General features: G+C 33.7%; 13 protein-coding genes. 7 read left to right on the top strand and 6 right to left on the bottom strand.

Annotation, left to right across the window (positions count from 1 at the left end; all coding sequences use genetic code 11):
• Window positions 1–5: 5 nt before the first annotated feature.
• Window positions 6–2,141: a carboxy terminal-processing peptidase gene (locus KW502_RS01355; RefSeq protein WP_219038727.1), complete on the bottom strand. Its 2,136-nt coding sequence runs from the start codon at window positions 2,139–2,141 to the stop codon at window positions 6–8.
• Between the two features lie 227 nt (window positions 2,142–2,368).
• Between KW502_RS01355 and surE the strand changes: the two genes are divergently transcribed.
• Genes surE through KW502_RS01330 form a run of 5 tightly spaced genes read left to right on the top strand, consistent with a single transcriptional unit; the run spans window position 2,369 to window position 7,128 of the window.
• Complete coding sequence (gene surE / locus KW502_RS01350; protein ID WP_219038726.1) at window positions 2,369–3,151, top strand: 5'/3'-nucleotidase SurE; 783 nt, start codon at window positions 2,369–2,371, stop codon at window positions 3,149–3,151.
• On the top strand, window positions 3,144–3,425 hold the full coding sequence (locus KW502_RS01345; RefSeq protein WP_219038725.1) for a hypothetical protein: 282 nt from the start codon (window positions 3,144–3,146) through the stop codon (window positions 3,423–3,425). Before surE ends, KW502_RS01345 begins: the two co-directional genes overlap by 8 nt.
• Window position 3,426: 1 nt before the next feature.
• Entirely contained in the window at window positions 3,427–4,548 is a 1,122-nt protein-coding gene (lpxB, locus tag KW502_RS01340; RefSeq protein ID WP_219038724.1) for a lipid-A-disaccharide synthase, read from the top strand.
• On the top strand, window positions 4,541–5,056 hold the full coding sequence (locus tag KW502_RS01335; protein WP_219038723.1) for a C40 family peptidase: 516 nt from the start codon (window positions 4,541–4,543) through the stop codon (window positions 5,054–5,056). The genes lpxB and KW502_RS01335 overlap by 8 nt, the downstream gene beginning before the upstream one ends.
• 35 nt (window positions 5,057–5,091) lie before the next feature.
• On the top strand, window positions 5,092–7,128 hold the full coding sequence (locus tag KW502_RS01330; RefSeq protein ID WP_219038722.1) for a ComEC/Rec2 family competence protein: 2,037 nt from the start codon (window positions 5,092–5,094) through the stop codon (window positions 7,126–7,128).
• A 39-nt stretch (window positions 7,129–7,167) separates the two neighbouring features.
• Here the strand turns inward: KW502_RS01330 and KW502_RS01325 are convergent, their stop codons facing one another.
• Genes KW502_RS01325 through KW502_RS01310 form a run of 4 tightly spaced genes read right to left on the bottom strand, consistent with a single transcriptional unit; the run spans window position 7,168 to window position 13,312 of the window.
• Window positions 7,168–7,704 carry a thioredoxin family protein gene (locus tag KW502_RS01325; protein WP_219038721.1) on the bottom strand — a complete coding sequence of 179 codons (537 nt, stop codon included), beginning with the start codon at window positions 7,702–7,704 and terminating at the stop codon, window positions 7,168–7,170.
• A 52-nt stretch (window positions 7,705–7,756) separates the two neighbouring features.
• Window positions 7,757–9,535, bottom strand: coding sequence for a peptide MFS transporter (locus KW502_RS01320; RefSeq protein ID WP_219038720.1), 1,779 nt, complete (start codon window positions 9,533–9,535; stop codon window positions 7,757–7,759).
• Window positions 9,536–9,556: 21 nt separating this feature from the next.
• Window positions 9,557–11,116, bottom strand: coding sequence for a peptide MFS transporter (locus KW502_RS01315; protein ID WP_219038719.1), 1,560 nt, complete (start codon window positions 11,114–11,116; stop codon window positions 9,557–9,559).
• A gap of 18 nt (window positions 11,117–11,134) precedes the next feature.
• Window positions 11,135–13,312, bottom strand: coding sequence for a S9 family peptidase (locus KW502_RS01310; RefSeq protein WP_219038718.1), 2,178 nt, complete (start codon window positions 13,310–13,312; stop codon window positions 11,135–11,137).
• A gap of 199 nt (window positions 13,313–13,511) precedes the next feature.
• Here KW502_RS01310 and KW502_RS01305 point away from each other — a divergent pair, with 199 nt between their 5' ends.
• Together KW502_RS01305 and KW502_RS01300 are read left to right on the top strand one after the other, a co-directional pair.
• Window positions 13,512–14,825 carry a hydroxymethylglutaryl-CoA reductase, degradative gene (locus tag KW502_RS01305; protein WP_219038717.1) on the top strand — a complete coding sequence of 438 codons (1,314 nt, stop codon included), beginning with the start codon at window positions 13,512–13,514 and terminating at the stop codon, window positions 14,823–14,825.
• Window positions 14,815–15,744 (top strand): GYDIA family GHMP kinase, encoded by a 930-nt coding sequence (locus KW502_RS01300; RefSeq protein ID WP_219038716.1) that lies wholly within the window; start codon window positions 14,815–14,817, stop codon window positions 15,742–15,744. Before KW502_RS01305 ends, KW502_RS01300 begins: the two co-directional genes overlap by 11 nt.
• A 55-nt stretch (window positions 15,745–15,799) precedes the next feature.
• On the opposite strand, the gene KW502_RS01295 is transcribed toward KW502_RS01300, so the two are convergent.
• The gene (locus KW502_RS01295; protein WP_219038715.1) at window positions 15,800–17,875 is read right to left on the bottom strand and encodes a peptidylprolyl isomerase; all 2,076 of its coding nucleotides are present in this window, start codon (window positions 17,873–17,875) and stop codon (window positions 15,800–15,802) included.
• Window positions 17,876–17,919 lie beyond the last annotated feature (44 nt).

The raw sequence follows: 17,919 nt of genomic DNA, 5'->3' as shown, positions 1-17,919 counted from the left end.
GCAAATTATTTTTTATTATTTGCTAATTTAGATTTTTTCTCTACACTTTCTTTTAAATCTTCTAATACATTTACAGCTTCTTCTACATAAACATCTTTGCTTAAATTTTTATGCCAACGTGTTCTTTTTTCTTGGAGTGTACTATCTTGTACAAACATTTCTTTTTCATTAGGTAGCGCTTCAAAACTCAAGTTGGTTTTGTAACTAGTTATAGAATCAAAGTGTTTCGCTAACTCTTCATTTTCATTTATTTGCTGCACGTAAGTAGTGTAGTTTAATGGGTAAACATCTTCATTTCTCTGTTCACTAATCCATTTTGCACTTTCATCAATAAGCTGAAGTTGCTTACTAGCTGCCATTCGTTGCTTGCTTTTTTCTAATGTTTTATCAAAATCTGCATAACCGTCCCATTCTTTATAATTTGCAGGCTCAATTTGATCCCAAGGTAATGGGTTTTCTGTATCTTTTTCACCTATATCAATATAACTATAACGATCTGGCACCACTACATCACTTTTTACACCTTCTAATTGTGTAGACCCACCGTTTACACGGTAAAACTTTTGGGTAGTCATTTTTAAGGCGCCCATGTCTCCTAAATCACTATTGCGCATCCAACGGTTAAGATCGATCACGTTCTGAACAGTCCCTTTACCATAAGTTTGTTTGCTTCCTATAATGATAGCTCGTTTATAATCTTGCATTGCCGCTGCTAAGATTTCTGAAGCAGAAGCAGAAAGCTCATTCACTAAGATTACTAATGGCCCATCCCATAAAATTTCTTTGTCTTTATCTTTTAACACTTCTCGTTCTCCATTTCCAGATTTTACCTGAACTACAGGGCCTTTTTCAATAAATAACCCGGCAATATCTATAACTGTTGCTAGCGAACCTCCGCCATTATTTCTCAAATCTATCACAAGACCATCCATATTTTGGTCTTTAAGCTCAATAATTTCTTTTTTGATATCTGAAGCTGCGGTTCTATTTTTGGCATCATCCATATCAAAATAGAATCGTGGTAAATTAATTAAGCCATAATTACGATTATTCTTACTCACCATCGCACTTTTAGCATAGGTTTCTTCTATTTCTACCACATCTCTTTCTAAGATAATATCCTGAACAGTACCATCTACTTTTTTAACTGTTAAAGTAACTTTGGTTCCTTTGGGGCCTTTAATTAAATCTACCGCATCATCTATTGGCATTCCTATAATATTTACAGGCTCCTTTTCTTCTTCTTGTTTCACTTTCTGAATTAAATCTCCTACCTCTAACTCTTCACTTCTCCAAGCAGGACCTCCAGAGATAATCTCTACTACTTTAATATTATCCATCTTTTTTTGAAGCCTTGCTCCAATACCTTCTAAGCTTCCTGACATTTGAATATCAAAGCGTTCTTTATCTCTTGGCGCAAAGTAAAACGTATGCGGATCAAATTCTTCTACAATAGAATTTATATAAACGCCAAACCAATCTTTACGCTCTATATCTTCATTTAGATCGTAAAATTCATCTAATGAACTTTTAGTAGTTTCTCTTGCCTCTTTTTCTAATTCAGCATCAGATTTAGTCGAATAGCTTTCATCTTCCTTTGCTTTTGCTTCTTCCTCTTTCTTTAAATCGTAATACGTACTTAAGGTAGAAAACTTTAATTGTTTTCTCCATCTTTCTTTTAATTCAGCTTTAGATCCGGCATAATCAATTTTATCATAATCTGTATCTATTTCTTCTTCCTCGTTAAAATTAAAAGGCTTTGATAAAATTTCAGGATAATAAGCTTTTGTTTCCTTTAGACGATTTTCTAATTTAGAATAAGTCAGGTTGAAAAAATCGATTTGATGTGCATTGATTTGATCATCAATCTTATCTTCAAACTTTTGAAACTCTTTAATATCTTCTTTTAAGAAATAGCGTTTTCTTGCATCAATTCTATTTAAAAAACTTTTATAAACACTTTTAGAGAACTCATCATCAATGTCTTTAGGGTCATAGTGCCCTTTGCTTAACACAAATGAGATCAACTCAATAAGCACTTCATCTTTATCTGAGTCTGGATCAAACTCTTTGGTGGTAAAACTACAAGAGGCAACTGCCAGTAATAGCCCTAACAAAAAAACTTTATAATTCCTTTTCATAAATCTATTTAGGTTCATTAGCAAATTTCTATAATATCACTTTAAAAACTATGCCAAAATTTTTTATTGTCAGTTTTAAATTTCAGAGAAATTTTGGCAAGACATAAAATTAATATTTTTTTTAGTACTAACCTTATAAAACAATCATAATACTATTTACTCTGCATTATAGGTAAAGATTATTTTCGTTGGGAAAGAATTGTTTATTTTAGCATAAAAAAACAGTTATGAGTAAAGATAAGCCATTAATTTTAGTCACCAATGACGATGGGATTACCGCCCCAGGAATTAGACATCTCATTAACATTATGAAAGAAATTGGCGACGTAGTTGTAGTTGCACCTGATAGTCCACAAAGCGGAATGGGGCATGCTATAACCATTAACGATAATTTATATTGCGACCCAGTACAGTTAAAAGAAACAGAAGACCACCAAGAGTTTAGTTGTTCTGGGACGCCAGCAGATTGTGTAAAAATTGCAACTCAAGAAGTTTTAAAAAGAAAACCAGATTTGTGTGTTAGTGGTATTAATCACGGCTCCAACTCTTCTATTAATGTAATTTACTCTGGCACAATGAGTGCGGCGGTTGAAGCCGGTACCGAAGGAATTCCTGCTATTGGTTTTTCTTTATTAGACTATTCTCTTACCGCAGATTTTAAACCTACGACTAAATTTATAAAAACGATCACAAAAAGAGTGTTAGACGAAGGTATGCCACAAGGAATGGTTTTAAATGTAAACTTTCCTAAATTAACCGAAAAAGAAATTAAAGGCATTAAAGTTTGTCGCCAAGCAAAAGCACACTGGGTAGAAGAATTTGATAAACGTACCAACCCTCAAGGCAGAGACTACTATTGGCTCACCGGTAAATTTGTAAATCAAGACGAAGGTGAAGATACAGATGAATGGGCTTTAGAAAATGGCTATGTATCTTTAGTGCCCGTACAATTTGATCTTACTGCACATCATTACTTAAAAGAACTTAACACCTGGAGCTTAAATGATTAAAAAAGAAATAGTTATTGGCTTACTGGTAGGACTCTTTGCTAACCTTGCAGGAATTTACCTATACATCACACTTTTTTCTCCAAACGGACTAGAAGAGACGATTATTAAAGCTAGAGAAGAAGATTTTTTAGGAAGCATTATTGCCCTTGGAGCAATTGCTAATTTCTTACCTTTTTTTGTCTTTTTAAAGAAAAACCAACCTTATCGTTCTCGCGGTGTACTCATTGCCACTTTAATAGCAGCAGTAAGCATTGCCATTTTAAAATTTAATTAAGATGAAATATTACCTCATTGCCGGTGAAGCATCGGGAGATTTACACGCTTCTAATTTAATGAAAGCGATAAAAAAAGAAGACCCAAATGCAGAATTTAGATTTTGGGGTGGCGATCTTATGCAAAAACAAGGAGGTAAACTTGTTAAACATTATCGAGATTTAGCCTTTATGGGATTTGTTGAAGTTTTATTCAACTTAAAAACGATTTTTAAAAACATTAAGATTTGCAAGCAAGATATAGAAAACTTTCAACCCGATGTTATTTTGTTTATCGACTATCCTGGGTTTAATTTTAGAATAGCAAAATGGGCTAAAGAGAAAGGTTACACTACACATTATTATATTTCTCCGCAAATTTGGGCTTGGAAAGAGAACCGCATCAAAGCTATTAAAAGGGATATTGATGAGATGTATGTTATTCTTCCCTTCGAAAAAGACTTTTATGAAGACAAACATCAGTTTCCTGTACATTTTGTGGGCCATCCGCTTTTAGATGCTATAGAAAATAGAAATGAAATTTCTTTTGAACAATTCACCCAAAAACACCAATTATCTTCTAAACCTATTATTGCACTTTTACCCGGAAGCAGAAAGCAAGAAATCGCTAAAATGCTAAGCAATATGCTTCAGGTTACTAAAGATTTTGAAGATTATCAATTTGTAATTGCTGGAGCACCAAGTCAAGATCAATCGTTTTACGAGCCTTTTTTAAAGAAAAGTAATGTTTTCTTGATTATGAATAAAACCTATGACTTGCTAAGTGTTTCTACCGCAGCCTTAGTTACTTCGGGCACAGCAACGCTAGAAACCGCTTTATTTAACGTACCAGAAGTTGTTTGTTATAAAGGGAGTAGAATTTCTTATGAAATTGCTAAACGCGTAATTAAACTTGATTATATTTCTTTGGTCAATTTAATTATGAATAAAGAAGTGGCAAAAGAGCTCATTCAGCATGAATTTAATGTGAAAAATTTAAAAACTGAATTATCAAAACTATTAACTCCTTCTTACCGAGAACAATTATTTAATGATTATAGAGTTTTAAAAGATAAATTAGGAGGGTCTGGAGCAAGCCAGGCTACCGCAAAGCTTATCTATAAAAAAATTAATAAGAATGAATAAATTACTGTTAGCCTTTATATTATCGTTTACACTTATCTCTTGCGGAAGTAAAAAAAGAATTGCTTCTCACTCCCCAGCAAGCGGGCCCGTGAAAAAAAGTAGTTCTTATCGTTATGATCCTGTGCCTACAGCTACGCGAGTTGCAGATTATGCCTTAGACTTTCAAGGAACTCGTTATAAATATGGCGGAACTACTAAAAAAGGAATGGATTGCAGCGGACTTATTTATACTTCTTTTTTAAGTGAAAATATTAGGTTACCGAGAGTATCACGAGATATGGCAAAAGAAGGAAGATCGCTACACGCTAATGAAATTAATGTTGGAGATTTACTTTTTTTCCAAACCAATAAAAATAAAAATGTGATTAATCACGTAGGCCTAGTGGTTGAACTTGTTCCTGGAAGTGTAAACTTTGTACATTCAACAACCTCAAGAGGAGTAATTGTTTCTTCATTGAATGAACATTATTGGAACGATGCTTTTATTATCGCGAAAAGAGTTTTTTAGAAAAATAAATTATTTTTTACTAACTTTAAGTGGTAATGAAGTTAGTAAACCATCCCATTTTATTCATTACCCCACTTTTTATTCTTGGTATTGTTTTAGGGTTTCAATTTTTAGTTCCATTAAAATATACCTTAGGGCTTTTATGGCTTATACTTTTCTTATTTTTTACTAACTATTACTACAGTAAATCTAAGTTATTTTTTAGCCCTTTTCATACCCTTTTGGTTGGTTTTACAATGCTTACCATTGGGTTTACTATAGCTCAATTGCAACGTGTTGAAAATAAAAAGCAACATTACATTCATCAAAATTTAAAAGAAGAGCTTTTAATAGAAGGCGTTATTACAGATAAACTTAAGCCAAATCGTTATTATTTTAATTACTTATTAGATGTAAAAACACTCCAAAAAAAACCAACTGAAGGTAAAGTTCTACTCTCTATTAAAAAAGATTCTACTCAAAAAGGATTAGCAATTGGAAGCTCTATTATTTTAAAAGAAAAACTAAACGATGTTTTTGCACCACTTAATCCGCATCAGTTTAACTACCAATTATACTTAAAGAAGCAACAAGTTTTTAAGCAGGTGAGTACTGAAATTAATGAGGTAAATATTTCAGAAAATGAAGGTTTTTATTTTAAGAAGACGGCAGAAAAATTTCGTCGACAAATTCTAGAAAGTCTACATCAAAGCGGTTTTACAAAAAACCAAATTAATTTAACTGCTGCATTACTTTTAGGCCAAAGAAAAGAATTAAGTAAAGATATTTATCATGATTTTACAGCTGCTGGAGTGGTTCATATATTAGCAGTTTCTGGTTTACATGTTGGTATTCTTTTAATTATACTTAATGTTTTATTTACACCTTTAAAGAAATTAAAAGCAGGAAAGTGGATTGCTTATGGATTGAGTGTGATTTGTATTTGGGCATTTGCTTTGATTGTAGGCTGCTCACCATCTGTGATTAGAGCGGCATTAATGTTTAGCTTTCTAAATGCTGGGCTCATCTTCAATAGAAAAGGTTCTACATTTAATATGCTTTGCCTGTCGGCCTTAGTAATGTTAATTTATGATGCTTATCTTATATTTTCTGTAGGTTTTCAAATGAGCTACTTGGCCGTCTTGGGGATTATTAGTTTTCAACCTTTACTAAAAAATAAATTTTACATTAAAAACTGGTTGGGCAGAAAGTCGATAGATTTAATTTTAGTGAGCTTCTGTGCACAATTGGGAGTACTACCGCTCAGCATATTCTACTTTCATCAATTTCCTGCTATGTTTCTAATAGCTAATTTATTGATTCTATCTTGGTTATTTATTCTATTAAGTTTGGGGATTATTGCCATTATAGCATCATCTCTTCAATTAGAAATTCCTTTAATCTATGAGGGTTATGCAATGTGCTTAGACCTCTTATTATGGATTATTCATAAGATTGCAAGTATGGACGGTCTACTTCTTGAAAATATCTTTTTTACAAAAAAAATGATGCTTTCTTTATACTTATTCATCCTTTTAGTATTTCTAGTTATAAAATACTACAAAAAGACTTTTATTTACGCTGTGCTCTTATCAATGCTTAACTTTCAGTTTTTCTTTATTTATGAATTCTACAGGATTTATAAAATTGATAAGTTTTATATTCTGCATCAAAACAGAAAAACTCTTTTAGCAGAAAAAGAAAATTACCAACTCAACATTTACTGTAACGACAGCTTACATGGCTATTCTTTAAACACAATCGATAATTTTAAAACCGAATTAGCTATCAAACAAGCTAAACAATTTCCGATAAAAAACATTTATGCGATTACTGAAAATAAAAAACTATTAGTGATTGATAGTTTAGGAATTTACAAATTACCGAAAAACGTCAAGGTCAATTATATATTATTAAGTAATTCTCCAAAAATTAATTTAGAGCATGTGATTGAAGAATTAAACCCTGATCAGGTTATTGCCGATGGAAATAATTACCGCTCTTATGTGCAACGTTGGAGAAAAACTTGTGTAAAAAAGAAGCTCCCTCTTCACTACACAGGTGAAAAGGGAGCTTTCATCATTGATCGTTGAACATCTTAGCACATTTTCAACATCAAAATTTATATATTACTAAAAAGAACCTTCAAAATTAGCTTCATATTCTTGCCAAGCCTCGTTAGTAGTTAATTCTTTATAATCATCACTAGCTATCATTTTTAAGTAAATCTCTAAGTCTTTAGGCGTATGATAACCGGTAATTGGTGCAATAACATCAGACTTTTCATCAAAGAAAACCATGCTAGGATAACCCGAAACTTTTAAGGCATGGGCAAATAAATGTTGTGCGTTTCTACCTTTTCTATTAGGATCGTGGTTAGGATTGGTATAAACAAAATCTTGATAATCTATCTTTTCGGTTCCTTCTGCGTCAAATTTAACGGCATAGAAATTTTCATTTATAAATTTCACTACATCTTTATTATGAAAAGTATTTTTATCTAACAATTTGCAAGGACCGCACCACTCTGTATAGACATCCATAAAAATTTTCTTAGGCTCTTTTTTCTGTGCTGCTAAAGCCTCATTCATATTCATCCATTCAATTTCTTGCGCACTAACAGCTAGCGTTAGGAGAAGAACTATAATTGTTAACAAACTCTTTTTCATATTCATTTTTAATTTCAAAAACTATTCCAAAGCATATTTTGTAAATAGCTTTTTATTTTACTCCGTGCATTAGTTTTTTGAGTATCGGGTGTAATAAAGAAACAAGTATTCCAGCTACAATAGGTATAATTGTGAATATTAAAAAGAAAGTAGACAAGTCATAGTCTTCTTTAATGCTATCTACCATTCCTCCCAGTGAACCTGCTAATTTGTTACCTATAGCGATCGCTAAATACCACATCCCGAACATTAGGGCAATCATTCTACCTGGCACTAATTTACTTACGTAAGAGAGCCCTACTGGTGATAGACAAAGTTCTCCTAAGGTGTGGAATAAATAGGCCAATATTAGCCAAATCATACTCACTTTAATTCCAGGGTTTACCCCATCTGAACCGTAGGCTAAAAATGCAAAACCAACACCTACCAATACTAAGCCAATTCCGTATTTTAAAGCTGCAGAAGGGTTGTATTTACTTTCCCACCATTTTGAAAACATAGAGGCAAAAGTAATTATGAAAAACGAGTTCAAAATACTAAACCAAGATACTGTAATTTCAATAGAATCTGAAGAAAACTCTCTTCCTAACATCCATAGTACTAAGGCCCAAACCCCTAAAAAGCAAACCATAAGTACAACATTTGAACCTAAGACTCTTTTATGCGTTTGTTTCCATAGTAAAATTAATACCCAAGTTATGATCCCTAATGGAATAATAGTAAGCAAAGAATTAATGATATTGTAAATAAGTGCTGCATTCCCTTCTAAAGTTCTATCTACATAATCTCTAGCAAATAACACCAAAGAAGAAGCTGCCTGCTCAAAACATAAGAAAAACACAACCGTAAAGAATGCAAATATCACTACAGCAATCATACGATCACGAACCACTTTGGTATATCTTGAAATTCTAGAAACGATGAGCACCAAAAATAAAACCAAGCCAATAATAGCGAAACCTATAGGTCCTGATATAGAATCTATTCCTATTTCAAAAGGCATTTTTTCAGGAAGTAAATTTACATCACCAATTTTAGAGGTAGGGTCGTTAATTAAATATAAGAGACCAAGTGCTGCACTTATAATAATTAAGACTTTATCGAAAATTGAAAATGGATTTGCTTTGTAGTCTTTCTTTTCTTCTTCAGAAACTTCTACTTCTCTTCCTTTCTCAGGCACTCCTCCAATCTTACCAAAAAGTGGTTTTGCTAACCAAAACTGAAGTGTTCCTAATAACATAAATATACCCGCAAGACCAAAGCCCCAGCTCCAACCTAATTTTTCTGCCAAATAACCGCAGAGCATCATTCCGAAGAAAGCGCCAGCATTTACCCCCATATAGAAAATGGTATAAGCACCATCTTTTTTCTCTGGCAAAAATCTATACATTTCAGAAATAATAGAGGTGATATTAGGCTTAAAAAAACCGGTTCCTAAAATTAAAAAACCTAAACCTACATAGAGCATAATTTCTGTCTCTACAGCCATGGCGGCATGCCCTATAGTCATTAAAATAGCTCCAACGACTACTGCCCATCTATAACCAATAAGTCTATCTGCGATAATTCCTCCTAGGATGGGAGTTAAATATAAGAGCCCGGCATAGGTACCATATAAAGCTCCAGCATTTGCTGTAGACCATCCCCAACCAGGAAAATCGACACCGACCACTGCCATAGTCAAGAAGTTAACCAATAATACACGCATTCCATAAAAAGAAAAACGCTCCCACATTTCTGTGAAAAATAAAACAAAAAGTCCCGCAGGATGCCCTAAAACTTTACTTTTAAAGAACTCGTTATGCTCTGCTGATGCTACTACTTCTGCCATCTTTTATATTTCGATATTAATTTAATTCTGTTGTAAATTTTCTTCTATTTCGTAAGGCTCGTTGTCTTCTACCTGATCTAACTTACGTTCTTTATCTTCTGCACCATGCGTTAGACGCTTTAGCGGTTTTAAGATAGCTATCACTAACAAGCCAAAAATAACCGTAAAAATGGTTATTCCTAAGAAAATAGTTTGTTCTCCTACTTCTTCTGAGCCTTCTCCCAACAATCCAGCAACTTTATTTCCTAAACCTGTAGCTGCAAAATAAACTCCCATCATTAAAGAAGCATAACGTAGTGGAGCTAATTTTGTGATAAATGAAAGTGCAACTGGCGAAGCACATAATTCTCCTATCGTATGAAATAAATACGCTAACACTAACCAATACATAGCTGAGCTACCTTCTTCATCAAATTCCATGGAAGCGAATACCATAAACACAAAACCGAGTCCCATGATAATCACACCAATCGCCATTTTGAATAAGGAAGATGCTTCATGACCTTTTAATTTTCTTTTAGCCCAGAAACCAGCAACTACTGTAGCAAATATAATAATGAAAGCTGCGTTTAACCCCTGAAACATCGCCGCAGGAATCTCGTAACCCAGTAATACGCGATCTGTTTTATCTTGTGTATAAATATTCATTAAACCACCCGCTTGCTCGAAAGCTCCCCAGAATACAATCACAATTAAAAAGGAAAGTAATAAAACTAAGTAACGGTCTTTATTTATTTTCAGTTCTAAATCTTTGTAAATCATCATCATTAAAGCTGTAATTGCTGAAAGAAAGATGAATAATAATCCATAAGACCAACCCAATACGTACCAACCGTAAGCTGATAAAACTAATAAAAGAGCAGTAACTCCTAACTGAATCGGAGAGCTAAAAAGATCTTTATATAAATCTGGAATTGAAACTTCATTCGGATCTTTTTCGGTTGCTTGATTACCAACGTGAGTCAGAAATTTTTGTCCCCAAATATAAACGACCAAGCCAATCAACATAGCGATTCCCGCTAAACCAAAACCATAATGCCATCCATATTGTTGAGCAACGATTGCTACAGATGTTGTTGCTAATAAAGAACCAAGGTTAATCCCGATATAAAATATACTAAACCCTTTATCTCTTCTTATGTCTCCTTCTTTATATAAACCTCCCACTAACGTAGAAACATTAGGTTTTAACAAACCAACCCCTAATATAACTAGACCTAGCCCTGTGTAAAATGCCCAATCTTGTTCAATCGCTAAAACACCGTGACCAAAACAAAGAATAATAGCCCCATAGAGCACTGATTTTTTCTGACCAATAAGTTTATCGGCAATCATCCCACCTGGGATAGACATCACATACACTAACATGGTGTACCAACCGTAAAGGGCTAATGCTTCACCTTTATCCCATCCTAATCCGGGGTTAGCCTCTGTGGTTTTAGCAACCATATAAAGCGTTAGAATTGCTCGCATTCCGTAATAACTAAAACGCTCCCACATTTCGGTTAAAAACAAAATATAAAGCCCTACCGGATGCCCTAAAAGTTCTTTTTTATGAGCAGGAACTGTATGTGAAGTCATATCTCTTATGTTATATTATTATAAGTTTTCTTTTATAAAGTTGGTCATTTTCGTATAAAGATGAAGTCTTGTATTGCCTCCATAAATACCGTGATTTTTATCAGGATAAATCGCCCAATCAAACTGTTTATTAGCTTGCACTAAAGCCTCTACCATTTGCATGGTATTTTGCACATGCACATTATCATCACCACTACCATGAATTAGTAAGAAATCTCCTTTTAAACCATCTACGTGATTAATAGGCGAATTATCATCATAGCCTGAAGCATTTTCTTGAGGTGTCGTCATGTATCGTTCTGTATAGATGCTATCATAAAATCTCCAGCTTGTTACTGGCGCTACTGCAATAGCCATCGTAAAAGTATCATTCCCTTGAAAAATACAGTTTGAGGCCATAAAGCCACCATAGCTCCAACCCCAAATTCCTATTCTTTCTGCATCTACATCTTCTCTTGCTCCAAGTTTTTTAGCAGCTTCTATCTGATCTTCTACTTCAAACTTTCCTAGTTCTTTTTGGGTCACTTTTTTAAAATCTGCTCCTTTAAAACCAGTACCACGACCATCTACACAAACAATCATGTAACCTTGCTGTGCTAACATTTGGTACCAATAATCGTTAGAACCATAAAATGTATTGCTTACCGATTGTGATCCTGGGCCTGAATATTGAAACATTAAAAGTGGATATTTCTTTGTCGCCTCATAATCTTTCGGTTTAATTGTCCACATATTAAGTTCATTACCGTTCACTTCTAGTGTAGAAAACTCTTTATTAGAAAGTTGATAAGGCTTCAATTTTTCTAACAAAGCTTTATTATCTTTAATATCTCTTATCTTTTTTCCGTTTCTAGCTTTGTGAAGGGTAAACTCGTAAGGCATTGTTGCACTTGTGTATGAGTTGATAAAATAGGTGAAGTCTGCACTAAAGTCTGCATCATTAGATCCGCGTTTTTGAGTTAGCTGAACTTTATTCTTTCCGTTAGAACGTACTGAAAAAACATCACGATTTATGCTTCCGTTTTCGGTACTTTGAAAATAAATTCTACCGGTCGTTGCATCAAAACCATAATATTGCGTTACCTCCCAATTTCCTTTCGTCACTTGGTCTAGAAGTTTTCCAGTTTTGCTGTAGTGGTAAATGTGATTCCATCCGTCTTTTTCACTAGTCCAAATAAAGCTGTTATCATTTAAGAACGTAAGGTTATCGGTGATCTCTACATAAGCATCGTCGGTTTCTTCTAAAATAATTTCCGCAGTATTTTTTTCAGCATTAACAAAAATTAAATCTAAATTGTTCTGATGTCTATTCATGGCTTGCACGCTTAGCACCTCGGGATTATTTGTCCATTTAATTCTTGGAATGTATTCGTAGTCTTTCTTTAAGTCAACTGCTGAAGTTTTTTTGGCATCTACATCATACAAATGCAACGTAACCTCAGAATTTTTCTCACCAGCTTTTGGGTATTTAAAAACCTCTTGGGTAGGATATAATTGTTGACCGTAAGTGCCATACATATCCATAGAAAATTCTGGCACTTCAGTTTCATCAAAACGCAAAAATGCAATTTCACTTCCCGTTTTGTTCCAATCAAAAGCTCTTACAAATGCAAATTCTTCTTCATAAACCCAATCGGTAACGCCATTTATAACTTCATTTTTTTTACCGTCTGTAGTTACCTGTATAGTTTCTCCTGAAGAAAGATTTTTTATGTAAATATTATTTTTAAACACATAAGCTACTTTAGTAGCATCTGGAGAAAAAGTTGGCTCTTGTATTCTGTTTTCTGAAATGGAAGTAAGTTTTTCAGTTTCAAAATCGTATACATAGAAAATTCCGGTGGTTGAATGTCTATAAATCGATTGCACTTGAGTGGAAAGAATTACTTTATTTTCATTGTCACTTAAGGTATAATCTTGAAAAAAATCTAAACCATCAATATCCGCCGAACTAATAAGTGTTCTCGTTTTCTCTCCAGTTTCATAACTATAAACATCAACGTTCATTGTATTGCTTGAGCGATCAAAGTTTTTTACGGCATATTCTTTCCCATTATTTAAAGAACGTAGCGATTGCAAATACTCTTGCCTAAACTCGCCTCCCCAAATTTCTTCTAGCGTAATCTCTTTATTTTGAGCATTTATAAAGCCAGTAACCACTAAAAAAGTAGTCACAAACAAGTGTTGTAATTTCATACAGATTAGAGAATTCAAATTTTGAAGCTCAAGTTTACTAAAAAATCATTAAAAAACAGGTAATTTACATGTTAAATACTAATGTTTTGTTAAGGATATGTATAGCTATAATTAAGCTGAAATTAGTTTCTGAGTACTAGCTTCAACTATTTTGAAAGCGAATTGTATCTTTGCCATTCAATTGAATTAGACAAAACTCATGCAGCAAATAAAAGGCTTTTCTAAACTTAGTAAAGAAGAAAAAATAACTTGGCTTACTAAAAATCATTTCAGCAATTCACAAAAAGCAAAAGAAACTTTACAACTCTATTGGAATAAAGATGAAAAGCTACAAAAACTACACGATGAGTTTACCGAAAACACGGTATCAAATTATTATTTACCATTTGGTGTAGCTCCTAATTTTTTAATTAACAACGAGCTTTACACGATCCCAATGGCGATTGAAGAAAGTTCTGTGGTGGCAGCTGCCAGTAACGCCGCAAAGTTTTGGTTAGACAAAGGCGGTTTTAAGGCGGAAGTACTTTCAACACAAAAAGTAGGTCAGGTACATTTTAATTTTGCAGCTGAGACTAAGAAATTAGAAACATTTTTTCATCATGTTAAGCCCCAACTTATTCAAGAAGTAAAGGCGATTACTAAAAATATGGAAAAACGTGGTGGCGGAATCACTTCTATAGAACTTCGCAATAAAACGGCCGAGATTGAAAACTACTACCAACTGCATTGCACCTTTGAAACCTTAGATGCAATGGGGGCTAATTTTATTAACACGTGTTTAGAACAAATTGCCAAAACTTTTACTCATGAAGCTAATTTGTACGCTAATTTTTCTGAGGAAGAACAGCCAGAAGTGATTATGAGTATTCTTTCTAATTACGTCCCTGAATGCCTGGTGAAAGCAGAAGTAAGCTGCCCCGTAGAACAATTATCACCAAACGTAGCTGATGCCAAAAAATTTGCTCACAAATTTGTAGAAGCGGTTAAAATTGCCAAAATAGAACCTTACCGCGCCGTTACGCACAACAAGGGAATCATGAACGGAATCGATGCCGTAGTTTTAGCAACAGGAAATGATTTTAGAGCCATAGAAGCTTGCGCTCACGCCTACGCTTCAAAAAGCGGAAGCTACAGCAGTTTAACCGATGCTTCTATAGAAAATGGAATCTTTAGATTCTGGATGGAAATTCCTTTAGCGTTAGGCACCGTAGGCGGCTTAACAAGTCTTCACCCTTTAGTAAGGTTAGCTTTAGAAATGCTACAAAAACCATCGGCTAAAGATTTAATGAAGATCGTTGCTGTTGCTGGTTTAGCGCAAAACTTTGCAGCTTTAAGATCGCTAACAACTACAGGGATTCAGCAGGGACATATGAAAATGCATTTAATGAATATTCTTAATCAGTTTGAAGCTAATGAAACTGAACGCCAACAGGTAGTTGAACATTTTAAAAGCAACACTGTAACGCATAGTGCAGTGGTTGAAATTATTAAAAGTCTAAGAAATGAAAACTAAGTTTTACAGCCACGGCAAACTTTTACTCACCGCTGAATATTTAATTTTAGACGGCGCAAAAGCTTTGGCGGTACCTACAAAAAAAGGTCAGTCGCTACGCGTTTCTGAAATTGAAAAAAACAGAATCTCTTGGAAAAGTATTGATTGCTTTGGAAATACTTGGTTTGAACAAGAATATGAAATCACCGCAGCAGAATTTCTTCCGAAGAAGAAACTAGCAACTTCTAATAAGAAAGAGATCTGCCAAACCTTAGTGAAAATTCTTTCTTACTTACGAGAATTACAACCAGAATTATTTAAAGAAACTGGATACTCATTGACTACTGAATTAGAATTCCCTCAAGATTGGGGATTGGGTTCTTCTTCAACGCTTATCAATAATTTAGCGACTTGGGCAAAAATAAATCCTTACGAACTATTAGCGAATACTTTTGGAGGGAGCGGTTACGATTTAGCCTGTGCGAAACATTCAAATCCTATTTTGTTTCAACTTCAAGAAAATAAAAATCCTTTAGTCGAAGGAGTAAGATTTGCTCCTAGCTTTAAAGATGAATTGTTTTTTGTTCATCTAAATCAAAAGCAAAATAGTCGAGAAGGCATTGAGCATTATCGAAAGCAAGATTTAGCTCGAAAGAAAGAATGGATTAAAAAGATAAATGAAATAACCACTAAAACCTTAAATACGAGTTCTATTTTAGGCTTTGAAAATTTAATAGAAACTCACGAAAATATCTTAGCTAATATCTTAGGAATGCCAACCGTTAAAGAACGTCTTTTTAAAGACTATCCTCGAAGCTTAAAAAGTTTAGGTGCTTGGGGAGGAGATTTTATAATAGCCACCGGTAAAGATAAAGAAAAAGCTTATTTTAAAGAAAAAGGATTCTCCACGGTAATCGATTTTTCTGAAATGGTATTTTAAAATAAAAAACCGCTCCAAAAAGGAACGGTTTTTTTTATTTTAAAAGAACTCTTTTCTAATAGAAGTCTGCTCTATGATCTTCTATTTCTGCCGAACTCTCTAAGGCTTCATTCACTCTAGATAATGCATTTGCAGCTCTAGTGTTGCTTTCTCTATTAGCAAAAGTTTTATAAGAATTTAACGGAGTAACTTCATTCTTTTTCACTAACTCTACTACATAAACTCCTTTCTTACCAGCTAAAGGTTCTGTTGTTTCACCACTTTTTAATGAAAAAGCAGCTCCTACAACTTCAGGTTCACTTGTAGCTCCTGGTAAAGTTGGGTTACTTAATGTGATTGCATTAGCGGTTTGGACTTTTGTATTTTCGCTAGCAGCAATTTCATCCATACTTTTTCCTGAAATTTTATCTTCAATAAGTTTCGCTTGTTTTTCTTTTCTTAGAATAGGCGTAACTTCTGGTGATGCTTCTTCTGGAGATTGTAAACCTTTTTTATTTTTACCTGTAAGTTTAGCAACAACGTAACCTGAAGGTAAATCGAAACGTTTTACATCACCTACTTTAGTTTCTTCGTTAAAAGTCCACTTTACAATTGATCTTTGATTCCCTAAAGCGGCATTAAGATTTTCTTGCATCGCTTTAATATTAGTCACCTTTTTAACTTGATAGCTACTTTCTTCTGCTAATTTATCAAAATCTCCATCAGCTGCTTGCATTTCAAACTTAGTAGTTTCTGTATATAGTTCACTAGAAGTATCTTCTGATGGCTCTATACTTTTTGCAATGGTTGCTACTTGTATCGCTTTTTGCTTATTGTTAGCTTGCTCTACCATCACTACATGAAAACCTAATTGATTTTCTACAACTTCTACAGAACCTTTTGTGTTATTGTAAGCAAAATCTTTTACTTCTGGAGTTAGACGAGCGTTAGAATAACGATTCCATCCTAAATCTCCACCATTATCTTTAGATCTTGGATCGTCTGAATATGTTGGCGCTAACTCATCAAATTTAGCAATATCAGCTTTCACTACTTCAGCAATACTATCTGCTAAATTTTTAGCTTGTTCTTTGGTTTGCGTAAAATCTCCTTGGTCTATTGCAGAACCTTGATACGAAACTAAAATTCTTCTTAATTTAACTGAATCTGCGATTTGCTTTACTCCGGTTATTTTAGCATATTTCCAAAAACCGTTTTCTTTATATGGGCCGTAAGTTTGACCTTCTTCTAAATTAAATATCTGATTAGCATTTTCTGAAGGCAATGCAGATTTGAATTTAAAAGTAGCATCGTAAGGCATGTCTGAGTTTGAAGCTATAAAACGCTCTACATCTTCAGCAGCGTTAAAATTACTGACTTCTGCTTCTAACTCTTCTCTAGCCTCTTTTTCGTCTTTAGCTGAAGCTTTTTCTTCAAAATAAACGTACTTAATATTTGTGTTCGCTTCTTTTTCAAAACGTGCTTTATGTTTTTTGATGTAGTCTTTAATTTCTTCTTTAGAAACTTCTACATTTTCTGCATTAGCGTAAGGAAGCATCACATATTTTAAATCTACACTTTCATTTTGCAGTAAGTAAGCTTGTTCACCTTCAACTAAAGTTGCACCTACACCTGCTCTAATCATATTGTAGTAAATTTGGTTTTTGGCTTGCAATACAATTTGCTCTTCCATAGACTCCCATTGTGCATAAGCTTGTGGGGAAGTTGCTTTTAAATTGGCAACATATTCTTCTAAAACAGCACGATCAAACATTCCTGCTTGATTTGTAAAATTAGGGTTACCTGCATATACTTGTTTAAGCATCATATTAAACTGGTCGTCACCTACTAAGATGCCTGTTTTTTCTATCTGCTCTTTTAGTAATTCTTCTTGCAATGTCATATCCCAAACTTGATTTACAGCTTGAGTACTTGATACATTTCTTCTGTTACGTTGAAATCCTTCTACTTTTCTAGCAAAATCTTCTCGTGTTACATCTTCACCATTAATGGTAGCTATTGTATTTTGATTTTTCTGCCCGGAAAGTCCACCACTTTTAAACAAGTCTGCCAATACAAAAGAGAATAGGGCAAGAGCGATAATTATAATTAAGAAAACAGAACGTTGTCTGATTTTATTTAATACTGCCATTTTATATGATTTTTAACTAAATAGTGGGCGAAAATAAGATATTA

Source organism: Mesonia aestuariivivens (genome assembly GCF_019311235.1).
In the GTDB taxonomy this organism is placed as follows: Bacteria; Bacteroidota; Bacteroidia; order Flavobacteriales; family Flavobacteriaceae; genus Mesonia; species Mesonia aestuariivivens.
The sequence above is the reverse complement of the archived record's forward strand: the minus strand, read 5'-3'. Positions and strand labels throughout refer to the sequence as shown.

Coding starts and splice junctions, on each gene's coding strand:
- KW502_RS01330 (WP_219038722.1), top strand. CDS start 5,092: ATGAAGTTAGTAAACCATCCCATTTTATTCATTACCCCACTTTTTATT.
- KW502_RS01295 (WP_219038715.1), bottom strand. CDS start 17,875: ATGGCAGTATTAAATAAAATCAGACAACGTTCTGTTTTCTTAATTATA.
- surE (WP_219038726.1), top strand. CDS start 2,369: ATGAGTAAAGATAAGCCATTAATTTTAGTCACCAATGACGATGGGATT.
- KW502_RS01315 (WP_219038719.1), bottom strand. CDS start 11,116: ATGACTTCACATACAGTTCCTGCTCATAAAAAAGAACTTTTAGGGCAT.
- KW502_RS01355 (WP_219038727.1), bottom strand. CDS start 2,141: ATGAAAAGGAATTATAAAGTTTTTTTGTTAGGGCTATTACTGGCAGTT.
- KW502_RS01335 (WP_219038723.1), top strand. CDS start 4,541: ATGAATAAATTACTGTTAGCCTTTATATTATCGTTTACACTTATCTCT.
- lpxB (WP_219038724.1), top strand. CDS start 3,427: ATGAAATATTACCTCATTGCCGGTGAAGCATCGGGAGATTTACACGCT.
- KW502_RS01345 (WP_219038725.1), top strand. CDS start 3,144: ATGATTAAAAAAGAAATAGTTATTGGCTTACTGGTAGGACTCTTTGCT.
- KW502_RS01300 (WP_219038716.1), top strand. CDS start 14,815: ATGAAAACTAAGTTTTACAGCCACGGCAAACTTTTACTCACCGCTGAA.
- KW502_RS01305 (WP_219038717.1), top strand. CDS start 13,512: ATGCAGCAAATAAAAGGCTTTTCTAAACTTAGTAAAGAAGAAAAAATA.
- KW502_RS01325 (WP_219038721.1), bottom strand. CDS start 7,704: ATGAAAAAGAGTTTGTTAACAATTATAGTTCTTCTCCTAACGCTAGCT.
- KW502_RS01320 (WP_219038720.1), bottom strand. CDS start 9,535: ATGGCAGAAGTAGTAGCATCAGCAGAGCATAACGAGTTCTTTAAAAGT.
- KW502_RS01310 (WP_219038718.1), bottom strand. CDS start 13,312: ATGAAATTACAACACTTGTTTGTGACTACTTTTTTAGTGGTTACTGGC.